Origin of the sequence: Streptomyces solitudinis (assembly GCF_036323765.1) — a bacterium.
In the GTDB taxonomy this organism is placed as follows: domain Bacteria; phylum Actinomycetota; class Actinomycetes; order Streptomycetales; family Streptomycetaceae; genus Streptomyces.
This window is the reverse complement of sequence record NZ_JAZDCW010000001.1, coordinates 169106-191398: the sequence shown is the minus strand read 5'-3', so window position 1 is coordinate 191398 and position 22293 is coordinate 169106. Positions and strand designations below refer to the sequence as shown.

Here is a 22293-nt window from a genome sequence, read left to right as displayed (position 1 = left end):
CCGGGCTGGTGCCGGGGCCGGGGCCGGGGGCGGGGGCGGGGGAGGTGCGGTCGCGGGCGGCGGTCACGCCTCCGCCTTCCCGGCCGCGGCCTCCGAGGCGGCGGCGCCGGCCGGATCGCGCAGCACCTGGCCGAGCACGAAGGAGAGGTACGCCTCGTCGCGGATGGTCACGTGAAGCCGGTTGTTGGTCATGTGCATGTAGGGGGAGAGCAGCCGTGGCAGCACGGCCGCGGTGTCGGTGAGCGGCTGGAGCGGTCCGGTCCCGGCGGGTTCCGTGCGCTCCTGCCCGGCGTCCTCCCGGGCGGGGCCGTCCCAGGCGGGGAAGAGGAGCCGGCCGCGCCCGGCCAGTTCCACCGCCCGCGCGCGCAGTTCCAGGCAGTGGTCGGCCCAGCCGCGCAGGAACGCCGGCAGCCGCTCCGGTTCCCCGGCGGCGACGGCGGCGCGGATCGCGGCGAACCGCCGCCCGAGGGCGGGCGCCATCTCGGCGTAGGTGCGCTCGTACTCCTCCGAGCCGATGAACCCCGTCCCGGGGAAGGCCCGGTGCCAGAACGCGTAGTACCCGTCCAGGTAGTCCGCGAGGCGGTCGTCCTCGGGCAGGAAGCAGCTCGCCATCACCATCATCAGCTGGGCGGAGGTGCCGAGCAGCACGGTGCGCAGGTGCAGGTTCATGGTGCGGAAGGCGTTGATGACCAGGTCGCTGGAGTGCCGGAAGTGCCACTCGGCCAGTTCCACGCCGGCGGGCCCGCCGTACTTGGCGTACTCGGGCGCGTAGGTCTCGTAGGAGAAGGTGTTGTTCGGCCGCAGGCTCATCCGGCCGTCCTCCCCCATGTAGCGGTCCCGGTCGCCGCCGGGGAACTCGATGTCGAACAGGGCGTTGTAGAAGTCCTTGAGGAACCCGGCGTCCACCTCGTACAGGGCGGGCCGGGTGCGGAGGAACGCGGTCAGGGCCTCCTCGGCCCGCCGCCGCACCTCGGGCGCGGCGGCGTCGTGTGCGGGCCGCAGCCGCAGCCGGACGTGCGGGCCCTCCAGCCAGTAGTTGATGAAGAAGTAACCGGCCAGCAGCCCCTCCGCCGTGAGCCGCTCCACCAGCGGGCGCACGCAGTTGACCAGCATGGGCTGCGGGTTGGCGGCGTAGAAGACGTGCAGCGCGATCCACTCCCCCGGTGTCCCGGTGTCCTCCGGGGCGGTGCCGTGGGCGGCGGTGCGGGCGGGGGTCAGTTCCGGCATGCTGCGGGCTCCTCGGGGCGGGTGCGGGAAGTGAACGTCTCCACGGCCAGTTCGGCCACGTGGCGGCCCCGCTGCGAGGTCACGTGCAGCCCGTCCTCGGCCGGGAGCGCCTCGCGCAGGGTCACGCGGCTCCCGGGCTCCCGGTCCACCAGGGCGTCGAAGGCCGTCAGGGAGAGGTGGCTGTCGAAGTCGACGTGGACGGGCTTGGCGCCGGGACCGCCGCGCGAGACGGTGGCGAAGACCTGGTCGGGCAGCCCGTGGGCACGTCGCCAGCGCTGCCACTCCAGGTACCACTCCGCCTCGCCCGTCCCCGGGCGGCGCACCGGGAGCACGGACGCGTCCGCGCTCCAGCTCCGGCGGCTGATCACGACGTCGCCGTGGCGCACGCGCGGCCTGCGGGTGACGCCGTCCGCGGCGGGCCCCTGGGGGACGCCGCCCCAGATGTCGGTGGGGGTCATGGTGCTCGGGGAGAAGAGCAGCAGCGTGCGGGGGATCTCCGGCAGCGCGACGGGGACGAGGTAGCCGAGGTAGACGGGGACGACCTCGCGTCCCAGCCGGCGCGAGCGCAGGACGAGCCGGTCGGCCGCCTCGTCGTGCTCGACGTACAGGTCGTCCAGGTGGACGCGGTCCTCTTCCGGGACCGTGCTCGTCTCCCCCGGGCAGACGATCTGGTAGTCGGTCAGCCGTCCGTGCTGGTTGAGGTTGCTGGTGACCGGCCCGCCGGTCAGTTCGGCGAAGACCGCTCCGTGCGGCTGACGGGCCCGCATCTCCTCCCGCAGCAGCGCCGACAGGCCCTGCCCGGTGGACGCGGGAGCGCCGCCCGCCGCGGTGTCCCCGTGGACGGCGTCCTGGGCGGCGCCGTGGGTGGCGCCGTCGCTCGCGGTGCCGTCGTAGACGTGGGTGAACCGGCTGAACGGGAACGCCAGCCCGCCGTACGAGCGGTTGAGGACGGCCAGCGGCTGGCCGCCGCCCGGAGCGGGACGGGCGAGCTGGAGGTGGTGGCTCAGCGGCGCGAAGCCGGGCGTGATCGGGGCCAGCCCGGCGCCGACCGCCGCCAGCAGCCCGCCGGGCAGCTCGATCTCCTCGGCGCCGGTCTCCCGGGCCCGCGCCCACAGCTCCCGCATGCCGTCGACGAAGCGGCGCCGGGCGTCGTCCAGCGTTCCGAGCGCGGCCTGGCCGAGCCAGTTCTCCTCCGGGACGTAGGCGCCGTTCTCGTCGAAGGCGCTGCGCTTGGCGGTGAAGGAGACGTACTGGTCGAAGAAGTCCTCGTGGAAGTCGTGCACGAGGCCGAGCAGGTCCTCGCACCGCCCGCCGCGCCCGTAGCGGGCGGTGAAGAAGCCCCGGAGGGTGATGCGCTGGGGCAGCGTCACGTCGAACATCGGCAGCACGCCCTCCACCGCCCGCAGTGCCCGTCCGGTGGCGCCGGTCAGCACGCCCGGTCCGCACTCCAGGTCGTCACCGGCGCTCACGTCCTCGTACAGCAGCGTCTGCGGCAGCACGGGGTCGGGCGCGCCCAGTTCCCGCTGGATCTCCAGGAGCTGGCCGCGCAGGCCGGCCAGGAGCGTGCGCCGTTCGGCGATGCCGGCGGCGGGGTAGCGGTCCAGGCACGCGGCCGGACCGTCCAGGCTCCGGGCCACGTGGTCGGCCCAGGGGCTGTCCAGGTCGCGCAGCGCGTCCTGGAAGGAGCGCAGCGGGTCGGGGCTGTGCACGTCGGTGTGCAGGCAGGGCACCTGCACCATGCCCAGTTGCAGCAGGGCGGCGGCGTACCGCTCGCACTCGGCGCGCTCGGCGCCGTGCTCGTGCTGGAGCCAGTCGACCAGATCGCGGTGGCGCAGCGCGGACCGGCTGCCGAAGAGGTCCAGGAGCCGCTCCAGGGTGCCGCTGCTGCGCAGGTAGAACAGGCGGTCGCGCACCGCGTCGAAGGTGACGGCGGCGCGGTCGTCCCCGGCCGTCACCAGGTGCCGCACGTAGCGGATGCGGTCGTCGTCGCGTCCCCAGCCCGGGGACAGGACGACGGGCAGGTCCTGGCGGCGCACGGGATCGGCCGTGATCAGTTCGGCCAGCCGCCGCAGGACGACGACGTTCAGCCGCACGTGGCTGGTCCACTCCTCACCGGTGTGCAGGGCCGCCCGGCCGTCGGTGCCCTCGCCCGCGAACGTGCCCAGGGCCACGGCGGTGAAGGAGCTGAACGGGCTGGTCTTGCAGGCGGTGCGGTAGAGGTATGTCAGCGCGGAGCGCTCGATCTTGCGCATCCGCTTGCCGGGCTCGGGACCGGTGCCGCCCAGGTGGGCGTCGAGCTCGCGCAGGTAGGCGTCGAGCCGGCCGTCGAGCGTCGGGGAGGCCAGCAGCAGGCCCGCGCGGAACCGCTCCTCGCTCAGCGCCCGGCGCAGCGCGCCGCGGGCGGTGCGCAGTTCACCGGCGAGCGACGCGGCGCCGCGCTCGCGGAGGTCCGCCAGGGCCGCGCGGTCGTGCAGCCAGGCGGCGACCCGCTTCCCGGCCGGTCCGTCGAGACCGGCGACCAGGGCGGCCGCCGCCGCGGGGTCGGCGGGCAGCCGGTTGTTGAACAGGTGGCGGCGCAGGGCCAGCAGGGTGCGGCGGGCGGCGTCCCCGCCGGTGGCGTCGGCCGCCTGGACCAGGCCGTGCAGCAGCTCGCTGAGGACGGCGCCGTCGGCGCGCAGCCGCTCCTCCTCGGCCAGCACCCGGTCGGCCCAGCGGCGGGTCGCGGGGCAGCGCAGGCCGTGCACGGTCTCCACGGGCAGCCCGGCGACGCGCAGCAGGAACCGCCTCCCGGGTTCCCAGGTGGCCGCGGGCGGGGCGGGCTCGCCCTGTGCCGGGGCGGGTGTGTCGGACGTCGTGAGTGTCATCGGGTGTCTCCCAGCCCGGTCAGGCGATGTCGTGGCGGAAGTCGGCCGGCCCGGGGCGTTCGTTGCCGAGCGGCATGATCAGCAGCGGGGCCTCGTCGCCGTCGCCCAGGCCGAGCCGTTCGACGAAGGAGATGTTGTCGAAGCCGAGGGCCACCCCCGCGCCCAGGCCGAGCGCGGCGGCGGCCACGTAGAAGGTCTGGGCGACGGCTCCGGCCGTGCCCACCGCGAGCCGGTAGCCCCGGTCGCCCACGGCGTCCAGGACGGCCGTGGTGCGGACGGTCGGCACCAGGACGGCCCCGGCGCGCTCCAGGTTGTAGTTGGCCAGGAAGTAGTTCTCCTGGAGGAACGCGCCCTGCGGGCCGGGGACGACGAGCCGCAGCTCGTGCGCGTCCGCGTCGTACGCGTAGGCGCCCGGCGCGATGCCCTCGACGTGGTTCACGAAGGCGTACAGCGCGGCCAGGCGCTCGGGCGGGGGCGGTGAGGTGTCCCCCGTCGCGGCGGTCCCGGTGGCGGCGGTCCCGCCGGCGCCGCCGCCCGTCGTCGTGCCCGCGGGGCTCGCGTCGCTGTCCAGGGTGGTGGCGGCGCAGGCCGCCAGGACCGCCCCGAGCTGCCCGCCGGTGACGGGGCGGGCGGCGTCGAACCGGCCGAAGCTGCTGCGCCGGCCGCGCAGCGCGGAGCGCACCGGCACCTCGTCCGGGAAGCGCGGCGCGGGCAGCGTGAGGCGCTGCCCGCCCGGCGGCACCGGGCGGGCGGCGGCCGCGGCCAGGGCGCCGGGGGCCGGGCGGTCGGCGGCGCCCGCCACGGTCGCCTCGTGCATGGCGAGCACCGTCGGGAAGGTCAGCACCGTGCGGGAGCGCTCGACGTCCCGGTGCCGGACGGCCGGCGGGCTTCCCCCGGGTGCGGCCTGCGGCCCGGGCGGGGCGGGGCGGGGCGCGGACCCGCCCCAGGGCAGCGGGACGACGGCGAAGAGGGCCTCCTCCTGCCCGGTGAGGCCGAGCAGTTCGCCGAGCCGGGGTTCGTCGAACCACAGCACCGGGGCGACCCGCAGGCCGCGCGCGGCGGCCCAGATCCGCCAGGTCGCCACGAGGGTGCCCAGGTCGGTGGAGACGACGTGGTAGGAGAAGCTGTTGTACTTGAAGGCGTTCTGCCAGTACTTGACGCCCAGGACGAGGTACTGGTCGGTCTCCCGCGCCCAGGGCGGGGCGTCCGGCCCCAGCGCCGCGCGGACGCGGGACGAGACGTCTCCGGCCAGCAGCCGCTGCGCGGCGTGCTGCTGGACGTCGTAGTAGTGGACGCCCGGGGTGAGCGGCCCGGAGGGGCCGGTGATCCAGTAGACGGAGACGGGGTAGAGCCCGCCGCCGCCCGCGGTGCCGCGCGACCAGTTGGCGTGGGTGTAGAACGGCAGGCCGGACAGGTCGCTGTTGGCCTGGATGCCCAGCCTGCGGCCGGTCAGCCCGTAGGAGTCCTTGAGCATCGCCGACAGCAGCGGCAGCGTGAAGCCCTCCGGTCCGTCGTGCCGCGTGTCGTGGCCGGGCGCCGGGAGCAGGCCGCGGGCGACCGGTGGATCGGCGATCCGGTCGCCGTCCGGCAGGGCGAAGGACTCCACGCCCGGGTAGAACTTCCCCCGGCGCGGCGCGTCGGCCCAGTCGGGTACGAAGTCGGCGGGTTCCATCGGGACCCGGCCGCGGTGCATCACGGCGTCCGCGTATCGGTGGGCGTATCCCATGGGCTGTCCCCTCTCGGATGGCTGTCGTGCGTAGGTGGCCGGCGGTGCGGCCGTCGCTGGCGGGGGCGTCACGGGAACGGGTGCGGGGCGGGGTTGAGGTCGGCGGCGGTCAGGTCGTGGGCGCGCAGCCCGGCCTGCCGCGGCGCGGTGCGGGTCCTGGGCAGGTGCCGGGCGCGCTGCCGGGCCCAGCCGAAGTCGATGGGGACCAGCCCGGGGACGAGGACCTTCACGGTGTGCAGGCCGAGGGCGCGCTGCTCGGGCAGGGTCTGGTCGACGACGACCACGTCGAAGCCCGCGGCGGTGACGGCGCCCACCGCGCGCAGCAGGTCCGTCCGCAGGTCGTCGCTCACGTGCGTGCCGTCGGCGTCCGGCCAGGCCAGGGCGGCGACGTCCACGGCGGGGCGCGGCTTCGGCTGCCGCAGCAGGAAGTCGGCGTGGTCGCCCATCCGGGGGATGCCGTAGACGAGGGGGTGGTCGTGCAGGCTGGTGACCTTGTCGAAGTCCTCGGCCATGGCGCGCAGCCCGGCCTCGTCGCGGCGGGTGCGGCCGACGAGGTTGACGGCGTCGGTGGCGATCTCGCACAGCGCGGAGTCCAGCGCGGACTCCGGGTCGAGCCCGGCGCCCGCGCCGAAGCACATGCGTCCCAGCCCGCCGTCGAAGCGTTCGGCGACGGCGGTGACGACGGGTACGGGGAAGGTGATCCGGGTGTCGAAGAAGCGAGCCCGGTAGCCGTACAGGGCGAGCCGGTCGACCATGTGGCGGGTCGCCGTGCGGGTGCTGCTGGCCGGGTCGATCTCGGTCAGCGGTATCCGCCCGTACCAGGCCAGGAGGAAGGCGTCCCGTTCGACGACCTCCATGAGCCCGAAGTAGACGGCCTCCTCCAGGCTGCCGCCCGAGGCGCAGCCGTTGCTGCTCTCCTGCACGAACCGGTTCTCCAGGCCGGGCGCGTGGTAGTAGGCCAGGACCTCGGGGACGGGACGCGGACGCGCGTCGCGCAGCGACCAGCCCCACACCCAGGGGATCTCCCGGTCCGGGGTGAAGGGCCGCACGCGCGGGTTGGCCCGGTGGAACTCCTCGGAGTACAGCCCCGTCTCCCGGGGGTCGACGGCGTCCGGGCCGAGGTCGTCCAGGGAGACGACGAGCTGGGCGGCCCTGGTGCGGGCGCGCATCCCGGCGTAGCGTTCGAGCCCTTCCAGGACGCCGATGCGCAGGCTGTCCGCGAAACTCGCGGCGTGGCCGCCCCAGAACGTCTCGCGCAGGTACTCGCCCGAGCGGGTCGAGAAGCAGCCGACGGTGGCGGAGGTCGTGGTGGAGGCGACGTCGCAGATGACGGACGGGCCCAGCGCGCCCCAGTGCGGGTTGGCGAACGCGTCGACGGCCAGGTCGTAGGCGTCCAGGGGGCGCACCCGGAAGGCCCCGGGCCGGTGCTTGGGCGCGGGTCGCAGCGTGAGGGCGGCGCCCTCGGCCGTGTCCGGCTCGGGCCTGCCGCAGGACGGGCACTCGGGGTCGGGCACCAGCGGGTACCGGCGGACGGTCATCGTCTCCAGGTCGAGCAGGCACACCTCCGGGCAGGGCGAGCCGGAACCGGCGGGCCCGGCCGGTGCGGCCGCGGTGTCCGCCAGCAGCGCGGCGACGGCGGTGGCGGCGAACGGCGTGGCGTACGGCCAGGGGCCCGCCTCGCGGGTGCCCGTGCCGCGCTCCAGCCCTTCGCGCAGGGTCACCGAGCGGACGCCCTGCCACCGGCGTTCCAGGCAGGTCCCGCACAGCGCGCCGCCCTCGGCGGTCCGGCGGCCGATCAGCACCTGCTGCCCGTACAGGTGGACGCGCAGCGGCGCGCCGGGTCCGGAGCCGGCCGGTGGCGCGGGCGCGGTGTAGGCGTCCCGGACGCCGAGGGCGACGGCCTCGACGGCGGGCGCGGACGCCGTGCCGAGGACGTCCGCGAGGGCGTCCCTCACGTCCTCCGCGAACCGGCGGCAGGTCTCCGCACGGGCGGCCGGGGGCGTGGCCGGGGCCGGGGGCGCGAGCTGGTCAGCGGGCATCGGCGACCGCCCGGGTGAGCAGGACGCGGACGGTGTGGATGCCCGCGGTGGGCAGGTCCGCGGCGTGGGTGGGGACGACGAACGCGTCCCGGCCTCCGGCGGCGAGGCGGTCCAGCACACCGGTCCAGCCGGGCGCCGTCCCGGCGGGGCTCCAGCCCGTGCCCGTCACCGGGACCAGCGCGGCGTCGAGTTCGCGCAGCAGCGGGTCACCGCCGTCGGGCGCGTCCTGGGCGCCCTCGGCGGCCAGCTGCTCCGCCCCGAGGAGGTCCCGCACGGCGTCGACGGCGGCCCCGGCGGCGTCCAGGGCGGCGCCGACGGCCCAGCGGGCGGTGCCGCCCGTGCCCGCGCTGCGGGCCAGGACGACGGACACCCCGGTGTGCGCCCGCTCGCCGAGGTCGAGCAGTTCGACGTCCAGGCCGAGGTGCCCGGCGGACCGCAGCAGGAAGGTCATCTCAGGGTCGTCCCCGAAACCGCCGGGCGGGATGGTCACCACCCCCGCGGCGCCCCTGACAGCCCGCTGGAGCGCGTCGTGGGCGAGTGCCGACAGCAGCCCTGCGGCGGCCGCCTCCGGGAGGCCGCCGCCCGCGCCCGCTCCGGCGCCGCCCGGCTCGAAGCGCCGGTCCGCGTTGTCCGGGCCGAGCGGGCGTACCGCGGCGGCCGGGACGAGCACCTGTTCCTTGGAGAGCAGGGAGGTGGCCAGGGCCCAGGTCCCGGGCACGCCGCCGTCGGCGCCCGCGCCGGTGGCGACCGTCAGGGCGGCGGCGTCCACGGTGGGCAGCCGGCCGAGGAGTTCCGTGAAGGAGGTCCCGGCGGGGGCGGGCGCGGCGGGCACGACGTGCTCGGCGTAGACGGTGGCGGCGGCGTTGAGCGCCCGCAGCCGGGCTCCGGCGGTGTGGTGCACGTCGAAGGCCGTGATCGTGCGGGGGCCGCGCGGCCCCAGGCCCAGTTCGACGGCGCCCACCTTCAGGGGCGTCTGCGTCAGGGGCTCGTCCACGTACCGGGAGAAGACCCCGGCGTGCGGGCGGACGAGGGCCGAGCGGCGCTCCAGCTCCGCGAGGGGGCCCTCGGCGGCCTCGTCGTCGGGGGCCGTGGCGACCGTCGGCAGGAACGCGGGCCGCGCCGGGGCCGCCGCCAGGTCGACCGCTTCCGGGCCGGAGGCGGTCGCGTCCGGCGTGCAGAACGGGCAGCGCGGGTGGGGCAGCAACGGCTCGGAGGCGACGTCGAAGGAGGCCATGTCCTGGATCAGCAGCCGCCCGCGCGTCTCGTCCGGCAGGGCGCCGGTGACCAGGCGGAACACCTCGTATCCGAGGAGGTTGCCGAGCATCGCGGCGAGCGGTCCCGCGGGCTGCTGCCCCCGCGTCCCGGTGCCCAGGGCCACCCCGCTCCACAGGTCCGCGGCGGCCGGGTCCGGCCCGGCGGCGCCCAGGCGCAGCGCGGCGCAGGACCAGCAGCCCGGCGCGCCGTCCGTCATCACCGGACCGACGACGGCGCGTCCGCCGAAGGTCCAGGCCGGCAAGAGGGTGCGGCCTTCGGGGACACCCTGCCGCAGCAGCCGCAGCACCGCGCCGGGAGCGGCGGGGCCCGAGGCGGCCACGACGACGTCGTACCCCCCGTACGCCTCCCAGCCCGCGTGCGGCTCGTCCGCCGCCGCGCCGGACCGCGTCCCCGGGAGCACCGTCAGCTCCACGGGGCAGCCCTCGGCGGTGAGTTCGGCCGCTTCCCGGCCCGCCTCCTCAAGCCACCCGGGAGCGGCCTGCCCCGGTGCCCGTCCGGGGGCGGCGGCGACGGCCGCGCAGCCGTTGCGGATCAGGGACAGCACGCACCAGCGGGCGACCGGGCCGTCGCCGAGGACGGCGACGCGGGTACCGCGGAAGCGGGCGAACCGGGTGTCCGCGTCGTCGGCGTAGTGGTCGATGTAGGCGATCTGCTCGGCGAAGCGGGCGGCGGCGGCCGGGTCGGTCGCCGCCGCGCCCGCGCCGGGCTCGGGCACCGGGCGGGCGAAGCCGCGCTCGTAGAGGGCCTTCACCAGCGCGCCCACCATGGCCTTCTGCTGGTCCCCGAAACCGGCGCAGAGGTCGGCCACGGATCTGCTGCCGTCCAGGTGCGGGACCATGAGCGTGGCGAAGCGGTAGGCGGCCTTGGCGGTGAGCTGGAAGCCGCCGTCGGCGTTGTGGAAGATCACGCCGGTGGGCGTCTCGGTGAACAGGACGTCCCGGCGGACCCGGGGCCGGGTCCCGGCTGTCTCTTCGTACGCTGTCGTGGCCATGCGTGCTTCCCACCTCTGGGTCGGGGGCTGGTCGGGACGGGGTCGGACGGGCGGCGGTGCGGTCCGGGGTACGGGGCGGGAGCCGCGGGGCGGCCGGGGGGCGTGGCCGGGGGGCCGCCGGGTTCGGGTGGTGGCCGGGTCCGTGCCCGGTGGGCGGTGCCGCCGCCGGGCCGCCGGGGCTGTGGCGGCGCCCGGCGGCGGGGTCAGGGCAGCGCGGCGGGCCACCTGCTTCCGTCCGGCGAGAGCGTGCCGTTCCGGGACGGGCTGCCGAGAACGGCCGGCGGGTGGTCCGGCGGCTGGCCGGGCGGCTGGTCCGCCGGGTGCGGACCGGCCCGGCGGGCGTGGGCCCGCAGCAGTGCGTGCATCCGGAACGCCCCGGGCCGCCCCTCTTCCAGGAGTCCGGCGTCGTGGAGCCGTTCCAGCACCTCCTCGGCGCTCTCCTCGGAGACCTTGAGCGCCTCGGCGGCCCGGTGCGCGGTCAGCGGGCCCTGCGCCACCGGGCCCAGCCGCAGGTACGCGTCGGCCAGCGGCGGGGGCAGCCGGCGCAGCGCACCGTCCAGGAGCAGCGGGACGGACATCCGCGGGTCGTCGGCCAGGGCGAGCCGGTCGGGCAGGCCGCGCCGCAGCCACGCGGCGCAGTCGGCGATCCGCAGCCGGGGCCTGGTCAGCAGCCGGGCGGCGGCGATCCGCAGGGCGAGGGGGAAGTGCCCGCACACGGACGCGAGCAGCCGCGCCGCGTCCGGCTCGGCTTCGACGCGTTCCGCGCCCAGTACGGCGGTGAGCAGGGCGTACGACTCCTCCGGTTCGAGGGCGCCGAGCCGGTGCACCGTGCCGCCGTGGGTGGCGACGAGCGCGGCCAGCCCCATCCGGCTGGTGACGACGGCGGCGGCACCGGGACGGGCGGTCAGCAGCGGGCGCACCTGGTCGGGGTGGACGACGTCGTCGAGGAGCAGGAGGGCGCCGTGCCCGTCCGCCGGTGCCGCGGGCCGGGCGCGGCGCAGCTCGGCGGCGGCCTCCTCACCGGTGAGGGCGGTGCCGTCGGGCCGCGTCATGGGCAGCAGCACGCAGCCGTCGGGGAAGTGGTCGCGGACCAGGTGCGCCACGTGCAGGGCCAGCGCCGTCTTGCCGACTCCGGGTGCGCCCGAGAGGACCACGGTGACCGGGCGCGGCGGGGCGGCGTCCCCGGCCGCCGGGCCCGCGGGCCGCCCGGCCGTGAGCCGGGCCGCCAGGGCGTCGAGGGTGGCGGCGCGGCCGGTGAAACTGGGCACGACGGGCAGCGGGGCGGCGGGAACCGGCCCAGGCTCCGGGCCGGGCTCCGGGCCGGAGGAGGGCGCGCGGTCCCCGGGCGGCTCCCCGGGGGCGTCCCCGTTCCGGGCGGGGCCGGGGAGCCGCCCGGGGCGGCCGGGGTCCGCGGACGCCGTGGACGCCATGGACGCCGGGGACGCCATGGACGCCGGGGACGCGGGCGGGGAGTCGTCCGCGGGTGCGGCGGCGGGCAGGGGCGGCGGCGGGTCCGCGGCCGGGAGCGGGGCGGGGGCGGCGGGGGCGGTGATCCGGGCGGGCGGCGCCGGGTCGGGCGGCCCGAGGTAGTCGCCGCGCAGGATGGCCAGTTCCAGCCGCTGGAGTTCGGCCCGGGGGGTGACGCCCAGCTCGTCCCGGAGGTGCCGCTTCACCCGGTGGTACTCGGCCAGCGCCTCCGTCTGCCGGCCCGTCCGGTACAGCGCGAGCATGAGCTGCTCGGCGAAGCGCTCGTGCTCGGGGTATACGCGCGTAGCCTCCCACAGGTCGACGAGGACCTCCCGGCTGCGACCGCGCTCCAGTTCGATGTCGCAGACCCGCTCCAGCACGCGCAGCCGCTCCTCGGCCAGCCGGGGCACCTCGTCGCGGTGCAGCACGTCGGAGGGGACGTTCGTGAGCAGCGGGCCCCGCCACAGCGTGAGCGCCGTGCGCAGGCCGTACAGCTCCGCCTCGCCTCCCGCGGCGGCGGCGCGGGCGACCACCTGCCGGAACTGGAGCAGGTCCAGGGTGTCGGCGTCGGCCTGGATGCTGTAGCCCCCGGCGACCGCGACGACGGCCTGGTCCTCGATGCCGTACTTGGCGAAGATCCGCCGCAGCCGCAGGACGCAGCTCTGCAACGCCGCCTTGGCCGTCGCCGGCTGGTCCGCGCCCCAGACGACGTCGCGCAGATGGCCGGTGGAGACCACCGAGCCGGGACGGATGAGGAGGGCGGCCAGCAGCGCCGTCGGTTTGGAAGGCGGCAGGACCACCACGTCGTGCCCGTCCGTGATGCTCAGCGGTCCCAGCAGTTGAAAGCGCACCCCGCTACGTCCCCCTCCCTCTGAGCTACTGCCAGCCGAAGTCGTCGGTGCCGTGGCCGGGCCGGTCGGACTGCGGGAGCGGCGGGCCCGGGTGCGACGGCCCGGCGGCCCCGCCCCCGGCGGAGACAGCGGTGGCGGTGGCGGCCACCGTCAGGGGGAGGACCCCAGCCCCGCCCAGAACCAGAACCCCGCAAACGAGCCAGGACGTGTGACGCGCGTGGACCATCTGCCGAAGCCCCTTCCCCTCATCGGGTGGATCGGATCGACGTCATGGCGAGTTTTGTACGGACGGACTGACCCGGTGAAGGACGAAGCCATGGCCCGAAACGGCCATGACCCCTTCCGGCCACCGCTCCCACGTCCGGCGTCTTGACGATCCGCCGCCGGGCCGTCGCCAGGCCGACCCCCCGGCTTCGCCCCCGCGTCACCCGGGTGCGCCCGCCGCGCGGGACGGCGCCCGCGCGGGAACCGGCCACGGCGGGGACGGCCCGGCTCCCGCGCGCGGCGCACCAGCTCGCACGCGGTTTTCACCGGACCCTCACTTCCGGAGAATTGAACAGCCGTCACCGCTGTGACGGCCGTTACGCTCTTGGTGACATGCGTCCTGGCAATGGGGGAGACAATGCTGGACCAGTTGGGACTGAACGCGGTGGCGGAGACGGTGTACCGGGCCCTTCTCCGCCAGCCCCGGGCATCCCTGGAGGAGCACCGGGCCCGGCTGGGGCTGACCGCCGGGCAGGTCCGCGAGGCCGTCGAGCGGCTCCAGGAGCTGTCCCTGGTCCGCCCGGCGGCGGACGGCGACCCCCAGGACCGGGTGCACGTCGTCAGTCCCGGCCTCGGCCTGGAGTCGCTGCTGGCCCGCCAGCGCGCCGAACTCGCCGCCCACCAGCAGCGGGTCGAGGCAGGCCACGCGGCGGTGGCGCAGCTCGTCGGGGAGTTCGCCCACGCCCACCCGCTGCCGGGTGAGTCACCGGTCATCCACCTGGACGGCGTGGACCACGTCCGTGACTACCTGGCCCGCCTGCACGAGGACGTGAAGGAGGAGATCCTCACCTTCGCCACCGGGGGCGCCCAGACCGAGGAGAACATGCGGGCGTCCTACCCGCTCAACCAGGAACTGCTCGAACGCGGCGTGCGCATGCGCACCATCTACCTCGACAGCATCCGCAACCACGCCCCGACGGTGACGCACGCCGAACGGCTCACCGCCCTGGGCGGCGAGATCCGCACGGCACCGTCGCTGAGCACTCGCATGATCATCGCCGACCACCGGCTCGCCCTGGTGGCGGTGGACGACCAGGACTCCTCGCTGGGCGCGCTCGTCGTCTCCGGACGGGGACTCATCGCCGCGCTGGAGGCACTGTTCGAGAGCGTCTGGGACCGCGCGGAGCCCTTCGGCACGGTGGCGTCGCGGCAGAAGCAGTCACTGAGCCGCCAGCAGGTGGAGGTGCTGCGGCTGCTGGCGCAGGGCCACACGGACGCCGCCATAGCGACCCGTCTCGGCGTCTCCCCGCGCACCGCCCGCCGGATCGCCACCGACCTCATGGGCCACCTCGCGGCCCGCAGCCGCTTCCAGGCCGGCGTCCACGCGGTCCAGCGCGGACACCTGTCGACGAGAACGGCGTGAGCCGGGACGGGCCCGGGCCGCCCCGGGGCGCTCCGGCGTGACCGGCGCCCCGGGACCGGACGCCGGCCGGACGCGCCGGCGCGGTTTGCGCGCACGGCGCCGGGGAACCCCGTACGGCCGACCCCGGTCACCGTATGAGAGGTCCCTGAGCTGGTGAGGACGGAATCCGCTGACCCCGCGCCGCGGGCGGCCCTGTTCGACGTCGACGGCACGCTGGTCGACACCAACTACCTGCACGTCGTGGCCTGGTGGGAGGCGTTCCGGCAGGCCGGGCACCCGGTGCCCATGGCCGACGTCCACCGCGCCGTCGGCATGGGCGCGGACCGGCTCCCCGGGCACCTGCTCGGCGACGAGGGCGAACGGCTCGTCGGCGAGCAGGTCCGGCAGGCCCACTCGGTGCTGTACGCGACGTACTTCCCCACGCTCACCCCGCTTCCCGGCGCCGCCGGACTGCTGCGCGCGGTGGCGGACGCGGGCTGGCGGGTGGTCCTGGCCAGCTCCGCCAGCGGTGCGGAGCTGGCCGCCATGCGGGCGGCGCTCGACGTGGACGAGGTGATCCACGACGCCGCCAGCGGGGACGACGTCGACGTCACGAAACCCGCCCCCGACCTCGTCCGGCAGGCGGTGCGGCTGGCCGGCGTCGCCCCGGAACGGGCGGTGTTCGTCGGCGACACGGTCTGGGACATGCGGGCCTGCGGGGACGCCGGTGTGCCCGCCGTGGGCGTGCTCTCCGGCGGCGTGCCCCGGGCGGACCTCGAAGCGGCGGGCGCCGTCCGCGTGTACGCGGGACCGGCCGAACTGCTCGACCGGCTCGACACCAGCCCCCTGGCCCGCCCCCGGTCCTGACCGGCGGCCCGGCCCGGGCGCCGTCCCCTCCGGGCGCCGTCCCGTCCGCCGGGCCTACGGGCGGTGGCCGCCCCGCACCGGTCCGGCGTCAGCCGCGCGGGCGGCGCGCGCCCTGTTCCTCCCGCTGCTGCGCCTGCTTCTCCTTGAGGCGCACGGCCTCCTTGCGGACCTCGGCCTGCGTGGCGCGCTCCTTGCGCAGCCACCCCGGGTTCTCCTGCTTCAGCTCGTCGATCTGCTCCGTGGTGAGCGGCTCGGTGACCCCGCCGCGCGTCAGCCCCGAGATGGACACGCCCAGCTTCGCCGCCACCACCGGACGCGGGTGCGGGCCGTCGCGCCGCAGCTCCCGCAGCCACTCGGGCGGGTCGGCCTGGAGCGCGTTCAGCTCCTCGCGGGAGACGACGCCCTCCTGGAACGCGGCGGGGGTGGCTTCGAGGTACACACCCAGCTTCTTCGCCGCGGTCGCGGGCTTCATGGTCTGGGTGTTCCGGTGCGCCGTCATGGGGCCAGGATATCGAGTGTCCGCCCAGGTCCCGACCACGCCGGTGGCCCGGCCCGGCGGCGGGCCCGTAGCCTGGCCTGGTGACAGGCCCGCAAGCAGCCCCTCCCCCGCCCCCCGGCCCGCCGGCCGCGTTCCGGCTCGCGTACGTCCCGGGCGTGATCCCGGGCAAGTGGGTGCGGATCTGGCACGAACGCCTGCCCGGGGTGCCGCTGCACCTGCGCGACGTCGCCGCCGCCGACGCGTCCGGCGTCCTGCTGCGCGGTGACGCCGACGCGGCCCTGCTGCGGCTGCCCGTCGACCGGACGGTGCTCAGCGCCATCCCCCTGTACACCGAGACCACGGTGGTCGTGGTGCCGAAGGACCACGTCGTGACGGCGGCGGACGAGGTCTCGGCCGACGAGCTGGCCGACGAGGTCGTCCTGCATCCCCTGGACGACACGCTCACCTGGGAACAGCGCCCCGGGCTCCCCGCGCGGGACCGCCCGGCCACGACGGGGGACGCCGTCGAGCTGGTGGCGGCGGGCGTCGGCCTGCTCGTCGTGCCGCAGTCGCTGGCCCGCCTGCACCACCGCAGGGACCTCACCTACCGGACGGTGACCGACGCCCCGCAGTCCGGCGTCGCCCTGTCCTGGCCGCAGGACCGGACCACGGACTGGGTGGAGGACTTCATCGGCATCGTCCGCGGCCGGACCGTCAACAGCACGCGGGGCCGCCGCCCGGCCGCCCAGGAGCAGCCGCAGGAGACGCGCTCCCGCGCCGGCGGCAGCACCCGGCGCGGCAAGCCGTCGGGCAACCGTTCCACGGACAGGAACCCGCGCGGCGGCTCCCCCGGCCGGCGCGGCACCGGGCGCGGCACCCGGCGCCGCCGCTCGTAGCCCGCCCCCGGCTCCGGCGCGGGCGCCTTCGGCGCGGAGCCGGTGCGGACGTCGCCGACCTCAACGCGTCACCCCGGAAGACCGCAGCACCGGGTTGCGGCACTAACCTGCCGTGGTGACCGGAACCGAGCTGGACGAGTTGATCGTTGCTGACGGCGCGGCACTGCGCGCGTGGCTGCTGGACAACCACACCGCCTCTCCTGGCGTGTGGCTCGCTCTGACCAGGAAGGGCGGCTCCGTCACCACGCTGACCTGGCAGCAGGCGGTCGACGAGGCACTGTGCTTCGGCTGGATCGACGGGCAGGCCCGCAAGCGCGACGAGGGGAGTTCCTGGAGGCGGTTCACCCCGCGCCGGCCCCGCAGCGTCTGGTCCCAGCGCAACGTCGCCAACGTGGCCCGGTTGGAGGCGGCCGGCCTGATGCTGCCCGCCGGCCGCGCCGCGGTGGACGCCGCGAAGGCCGACGGGCGGTGGACGGCCGCCTACGCGCCGTCATCGGAAGCGGAGGTGCCGGCCGACCTGCGAGCCGCGATCGCCGCCGATCCAGCGGCGCAGGCGATGTTCGAGGTGCTCACCAAGACCAACCGCTTCGCCCTCATCATCCGGGTCAATGCCGCCAAGCGGGCCGAGACGCGCACCCGGAAGATCGCCGAGTGCGTGGCGATGCTGGCCCGGCACGAGACGGTCCACCCGCAGCGAGCCAAGCCGGTGGACCCGCCGACGTCGTGACTGGGCGTCCGCCGGAACGGACAAGACCACGCTGTTGAGCGGAACTGCTCCCGAAACTCTGTGCCCTCCTGCCCCCTACGCGAGTCGCTGACCCCACACCCCGCGCGGACGCCCGCCCGGTGGACCGCCGCGGCCGGTCGGCGAAGGACCACCCGGTCCGCGTGGCAGCCCCGGCCCCGGCACGCGGGCCCGGCACCGGCCTCGCGGACGGACGGAGGCAGAACCGCGCCTGCGTGGCCGAATCCGTGCGGACCTCTTCCACGGTGGCGGACCGGCCACGGTGGCAGCGGCGGGGGGAGGCCCGCCGCCTCCCACCACTGCCCGGACGCTCCAGCTACCCGTAGGGCCCGGCCGTCCCGGTCCGTCCTCCCGCAGTGCTTCCACGACACCTCCACGGGGTGCGGGGTGTTGCGTCCCCCCATCCGCGTGCGCCCCGTGGACACCGCCACGGACGGCGCCATGGCAGGCCCGCACAGCTCCACGACGGCCCCGGACGTTCACGGGCGGACGCCTCCCGGTTCGGGCGGACGCGGGCGCGGAGCCCCGGGAGGGGCCCCGGGAGCGGTTCCGGCACTGACCCCGCACGGCGCGGCCCGACGTGACGACAGGTGCCGTACGTGCTGGCAGGGGGCGTGATAACGGCCAACTTGAACCACCCGCGTCCCGCTTGTTGTCACGCCCTCGGCCTCTTCCTAGCCTGGGAGCGCTCCCACGCTTTCTCGGTGGCGCGCGTTCCGCGCGCCGCCCGCTGCGTGCTTCCCTCTGGAGGTCCCCCATGCGCATGCACCGACATCAGCCCCGGATGTGGGCCGCCGCGGTCTTCGTGGCCGTGGCAAGCCTGACAGCCACCGCCCTCGGCACCCAGGCGGGCACCGTCAGCGGCCTCGGAACCGCCGCACAGGTGACGCCCTTCACCGAGGACGACGGCGCGGACTGCCCGGTCCCCGGCCAGGGAGGCCCGCCCGCCACCTCCACGCTCCCCGACCCCTTCCGGAAGCTCGACGGCACGCGCGTCACCTCCACGTCCGACTGGCGGTGCCGGCGGGCGGAGATCAGGAAGCTGGCGGAGCGGTCGGTCTACGGCGAGAAGCCCGGGAAACCGGCGAGCGTCACGGGGACGGTCTCGCGGACCGGTGTCACGGTGAACGTGAACCACCAGGGCAGGAGCGCCAGTTTCTCCGCGAACGTCGAACTGCCGAGCGGCTCAGGCCCCTTCCCCGCCGTCATCGTCTTCGGCGGATTCGGAGCCGACACCGCCACCATCAAGGCGTCCGGCGCCGCCGTCATCAGCTACGACCCCTTCACCGTCGGACGCGAGGGCACCCAGCGCAGCAACAAGCAGGGCGCGTTCTACAGCGTCTACGGCTCCCAGAGCCGCACGGGGCTGCTCGCGGCCTGGGCGTGGGGCGTGAGCCGGATCATCGACGTCATCGAGCAGTCCGGCGGCAGCACGCTGAAGGCCGACGCGACGGGCGTCACGGGATGCTCCCGCTACGGCAAGGGCGCCTTCGTCGCCGGCGCGTTCGACCAGCGCATCGCGCTCACCATGCCGATCGAGTCGGGCAGCGGCGGCGTCGGGGCCTTCCGCTCGATCGCCAGGGAGAGCGGCGCCCAGCCGCTGAGCAGCACCTACTCCGAGCAGCCGTGGCTCGGCGACGCGTTCGGTTCCTTCACGGGCAGCCCGAACTCCCTGCCGGTGGACACGCACGAGATCGTGGGCATGATCGCGCCGCGCGGACTGTTCATCATGGACAACCCGCACGTCGACTGGCTGGGGGCCCGGTCCGGGGCCGTGGCCGCCCTGGGCGGCGCGGAGGTCTACAAGGCGCTCGGCGCCGGGAGCGACATCAGCTACTGGTCCGACGTCCAGGACGGCAGCCACTGCGCCGTCCGGTCCGAATGGCGCACCCCGCTCCAGCAGAACATCCGGAAGTTCCTGCTGAAGTCGGACAGCAGCCCCGGCGTGTTCCGGATCGCCAGCAGCAAGTCCGCCAGCCTCGCCGAGTGGCGGAACTGGCAGACGCCGACCCTCACCGGCCCCGGGACCACCGGCGGGACCACCGGGGGCGACACGGGCGGCGACACGGGCGGTGACACGGGCGGTGCCAACGGCGGCAGCACCGGAAGCACCGGAAGCACCACCGGGGGTACGGACGGCGACGCGTGCACCGCGAACTACCGCGCGGTCAACACCTGGGCCGACGGCTTCCAGGGCGAGGTGACGGTCCGCAACAGCAGGACCAGCGCGCTGAACGGATGGAGCGTCGGCATGACGCTCGCCCCCGGCCAGACCATCAGCAACCTCTGGAACGGCGAGAACTCCGGAACCAGCGGGTCGGTCACAGTGCGCAACGGCCCCTGGAACGGCACCCTCGCACCCGGGGGAACCGTCACCTTCGGCTTCGTCGCCACCGGCAGTTCCTCGACGGCCCCCGGCAACCTCACCTGCACCAGCCCCTGACCCGTCCACCCCCGCGCACGGGCCCGCCACGGGCCCGCAGCACCCACCGGGGCTCCGCCCGCCGCACGGCCGTCACCACCCGGCCGTGCGGCGGGTCGTCCGGCGCCCGGCGGGCTTCCGCCCCCAGGGGGCGTCAGGCTCCGGCGACGGGCGTCAGGCTCCGGCGACCTCGACCGCCGCCAGGTTCCTCTTGCCCCTGCGCAGCACCAGCCAGCGTCCGTGCAGGAGCTGGTCGGCCGTGGCCACCTCGTCCTCGGCGGTCACCTTCACGTTGTTCACGTAGGCGCCGCCCTCCTTCACGGTGCGGCGGGCGGCCGACTTGCTCGCCACCAGGCCGACCTCCGCGAACAGATCGGTGATCTGGCCGAGTCCGCTCACCCGGGCGTGCGGAAGCTCGGAGACCGCGGCGGCCAGTGTCGCCTCGTCCAGCGCGGCCAGCTCGCCCTGGCCGAACAGCGCCCTCGAGGCGGCGATCACGGCGGCGCACTGGTCGGCGCCGTGCACCAGCGTGGTCAGCTCCTCGGCGAGCGCGCGCTGCGCGGTACGGGCCTGCGGCCGCTCCTCGGTCGTCCTCTCCAGCTCCTCCAGTTCCTCGCGGGACTTGAAGGACAGGATGCGCAGGTACCGCGAGACGTCCCGGTCGTCCGTGTTCAGCCAGAACTGGTAGAACGCGTACGGCGTGGTCATCTCGGGGTCGAGCCAGAGCGTGCCGGTCTCCGTCTTGCCGAACTTGGTGCCGTCCGCCTTCGTCATCAGCGGCGTCGCGAGCGCGTGCACCCCGGCCTGCGGCTCCAGGCGGTGGATCAGGTCCAGACCGGCCGTGAGGTTGCCCCACTGGTCGCTGCCGCCCGTCTGGAGGGTGCAGCCGTAGCGCCGGTACAGCTCCAGGAAGTCCATGGCCTGGAGGAGCTGGTAGCTGAACTCCGTGTAGCTGATGCCCTGGTCGGACGCGAGGCGCTGGGCGACCGATTCCTTGGTGAGCATCTTGTTCACCCGGAAGTGCTTGCCGACGTCCCGCAGGAAGCCGATCACGGTCAGGCCGCCGGTCCAGTCCAGGTTGTTGACCATGGTCGCCGCGTTGTCGCCCTCGAAGGAGAGGAACGGCTCGATCTGCGCACGCAGCCGGGCCACCCACTGGGCGATGGTCTCCGAGTCGTTCAGGGTGCGCTCGGCCGTCGGCCGGGGGTCACCGATGTGCCCCGTCGCGCCGCCCACCAGCGCCAGCGGCCGGTGCCCGGCCTGCTGCAGCCGCCGGACGGTGAGCACCTGCACCAGGTGGCCGACGTGCAGGCTGGCCGCGGTCGGGTCGAAGCCGCAATAGAACGTGACGGGGCCGTCCGCGAGAGCCTTGCGCAATGCGTCCTCGTCGGTGGACTGGGCGATCAGCCCGCGCCACCTGAGCTCCTCGACGATGGCCGTCACGGTTCCGTGTCTCCTCGGGTCGCGTCTGTCGGTCGGCGGCCAGTCTAATGCTCCGCCCGTCCCGGTGACGCCGCTGCTCAGCGGCCGCCCCCGGGAGCCTGGGAGCCGGGCCGGACGGGGCGGGCGGACACGCGGTGGTCGGCCAGATTTCATGTCCGCGTCACTTGCACCCCCACATCCCGAGGCAGGCGTGGTGCGTCCTACAGGCATGCAGAGACGACTGTTCCCCTCGACGCGCCGCCACGCCCGGAAGAGAAGCCGGGACCCGCACTGGGACAACATCCGGTACATATCCGGAACCCTGGTCGTCTTCGGGCACATGACGGACTCGATCACGGACCGGGACGGGCTGCGCTGGCTGCAGATCGCCACGTGGGCGCTGCGCGTCCCGGTGTTCGTGATGGTCGCCGGGTACTTCAGCCGGGCCGACTCGCTCACCCCCAGGGAGGCGCGGCGGCTGGTCGAGTCGATCCTGGTGCCCTATCTGGCCATCGGGCTCCTGCACACGCTGGAGCAGCGCCACTTCTACGGGGACTGGACGATCCAGATCGTCAACCCGCCCTGGGCACTGTGGTTCCTGCTGTCGCTGCTCTTCTGGCGGATGGGACTGCCCTATCTGGCCCAGCTGCGGTACCCGCTGGCCACCTCCGTGGTGGCGGCCCTGGCCGTCGGCTACGTGTCCGACTTCGGACCGGCCCTCTCCCTCTCCCGGACCTTCTGCTTCCTGCCCTTCTTCGTCCTCGGCTGGAAGCTGGGGCAGGGTGCCTACGCCGACGTGCTGCGTGCCGCCTGGAGCCGGTACGCGGCGCTGGCCGTGCTCGCCGTCACCTTCGTCGTGGCGTGGTTCGTCCGGCACGACGTGCCGTTCAGCTGGCTGCGCATGAGCAGTCCGTACGACGACACCTACGGACTGCCCGTGCCGTGGGACTGGGCGATCCGTGGCGGCGTGCTGCTGTGCGGCACGGTCATCGCGCTCAGCTTCATCCGGCTCGTGCCCCGCGGCCGCATCCCGCTGATCACCTACCTGGGCGCCGGTGGCCTGTACATCTACCTGCTGCATCCGCTGGTGCTGCGCCCGGTGCTGCGCTGGTGGGGCATGGACTGGGTGGGCCCCTGGTACGAACAGGCCCTCGTCGTGGTGCTGGCCGTCGCGCTCTCCGTCGTCCTCGGCTCGGCGCCCGTGCGGCGGCTGACCCGGCCGCTCGTCCAGCCCCGGCTGCCCTGGCTCTTCCGGGACACGCCCGGCACCGCCGGACGGCCCGCCGCGCCCGCTCCGGTCGCCGGGGCCCCCGCTCCGGAGGACCGGCAGCTCGTCGCCTCACTCGCCGGTGACAGCCCCCAGCCCACCGCCGCCCGGAAGTAGCCGGGCCGCGCACGCGGCGACGGCTCCCGCGGC

At 75.5% G+C, this 22293-nt stretch carries 14 protein-coding genes; 6 read left to right on the top strand and 8 right to left on the bottom strand.

Annotated elements, in window-relative coordinates:
- Positions 1-63 precede the first annotated feature (63 nt).
- From V1J52_RS00735 to V1J52_RS00710, 6 genes are all read right to left on the bottom strand, one after another.
- Entirely contained in the window at positions 64-1227 is a 1164-nt protein-coding gene (locus tag V1J52_RS00735) for a lantibiotic dehydratase C-terminal domain-containing protein (RefSeq protein ID WP_330137530.1), read from the bottom strand.
- Positions 1215-4091: a lantibiotic dehydratase gene (locus tag V1J52_RS00730; RefSeq protein WP_330137529.1), complete on the bottom strand. Its 2877-nt coding sequence runs from the start codon at positions 4089-4091 to the stop codon at positions 1215-1217. Before V1J52_RS00730 ends, V1J52_RS00735 begins: the two co-directional genes overlap by 13 nt.
- Before the next feature lie 19 nt (positions 4092-4110).
- On the bottom strand, positions 4111-5817 hold the full coding sequence (locus tag V1J52_RS00725; protein ID WP_330137528.1) for a nitroreductase family protein: 1707 nt from the start codon (positions 5815-5817) through the stop codon (positions 4111-4113).
- 68 nt (positions 5818-5885) lie between these two features.
- Positions 5886-7856, bottom strand: coding sequence for a TOMM precursor leader peptide-binding protein (locus V1J52_RS00720; protein WP_330137527.1), 1971 nt, complete (start codon positions 7854-7856; stop codon positions 5886-5888).
- Positions 7846-10122, bottom strand: coding sequence for a TOMM precursor leader peptide-binding protein (locus V1J52_RS00715; RefSeq protein WP_330137526.1), 2277 nt, complete (start codon positions 10120-10122; stop codon positions 7846-7848). The genes V1J52_RS00720 and V1J52_RS00715 overlap by 11 nt, the downstream gene beginning before the upstream one ends.
- A 203-nt stretch (positions 10123-10325) precedes the next feature.
- Positions 10326-12440 carry a BTAD domain-containing putative transcriptional regulator gene (locus tag V1J52_RS00710; RefSeq protein WP_330137525.1) on the bottom strand — a complete coding sequence of 705 codons (2115 nt, stop codon included), beginning with the start codon at positions 12438-12440 and terminating at the stop codon, positions 10326-10328.
- A gap of 622 nt (positions 12441-13062) precedes the next feature.
- Between V1J52_RS00710 and V1J52_RS00705 the strand changes: the two genes are divergently transcribed.
- Both V1J52_RS00705 and V1J52_RS00700 read left to right on the top strand, forming a co-directional pair.
- Entirely contained in the window at positions 13063-14067 is a 1005-nt protein-coding gene (locus V1J52_RS00705) for a LuxR C-terminal-related transcriptional regulator (RefSeq protein WP_330137524.1), read from the top strand.
- Between the two features lie 153 nt (positions 14068-14220).
- Positions 14221-14913 carry an HAD family hydrolase gene (locus V1J52_RS00700; RefSeq protein WP_330137523.1) on the top strand — a complete coding sequence of 231 codons (693 nt, stop codon included), beginning with the start codon at positions 14221-14223 and terminating at the stop codon, positions 14911-14913.
- An 88-nt stretch (positions 14914-15001) separates the two neighbouring features.
- On the opposite strand, the gene V1J52_RS00695 is transcribed toward V1J52_RS00700, so the two are convergent.
- On the bottom strand, positions 15002-15412 hold the full coding sequence (locus tag V1J52_RS00695; protein WP_330137522.1) for a DUF5997 family protein: 411 nt from the start codon (positions 15410-15412) through the stop codon (positions 15002-15004).
- Between the two features lie 80 nt (positions 15413-15492).
- Here V1J52_RS00695 and V1J52_RS00690 point away from each other — a divergent pair, with 80 nt between their 5' ends.
- From V1J52_RS00690 to V1J52_RS00680, 3 genes are all read left to right on the top strand, one after another.
- Complete coding sequence (locus V1J52_RS00690; RefSeq protein WP_330137521.1) at positions 15493-16287, top strand: LysR substrate-binding domain-containing protein; 795 nt, start codon at positions 15493-15495, stop codon at positions 16285-16287.
- 112 nt (positions 16288-16399) lie between these two features.
- A complete protein-coding gene (locus V1J52_RS00685) occupies positions 16400-17014 on the top strand; it encodes a YdeI/OmpD-associated family protein (RefSeq protein WP_330137520.1) in 615 nt (204 codons plus the stop codon).
- A 775-nt stretch (positions 17015-17789) separates the two neighbouring features.
- Complete coding sequence (locus tag V1J52_RS00680; protein WP_330137519.1) at positions 17790-19475, top strand: glucuronyl esterase domain-containing protein; 1686 nt, start codon at positions 17790-17792, stop codon at positions 19473-19475.
- 153 nt (positions 19476-19628) lie between these two features.
- On the opposite strand, the gene tyrS is transcribed toward V1J52_RS00680, so the two are convergent.
- Positions 19629-20897 carry a tyrosine--tRNA ligase gene (gene tyrS, locus V1J52_RS00675; protein ID WP_330137518.1) on the bottom strand — a complete coding sequence of 423 codons (1269 nt, stop codon included), beginning with the start codon at positions 20895-20897 and terminating at the stop codon, positions 19629-19631.
- Positions 20898-21105: 208 nt separating this feature from the next.
- Here tyrS and V1J52_RS00670 point away from each other — a divergent pair, with 208 nt between their 5' ends.
- Entirely contained in the window at positions 21106-22260 is a 1155-nt protein-coding gene (locus tag V1J52_RS00670) for an acyltransferase family protein (protein WP_330137517.1), read from the top strand.
- The last annotated feature ends 33 nt before the right edge of the window (positions 22261-22293 follow it).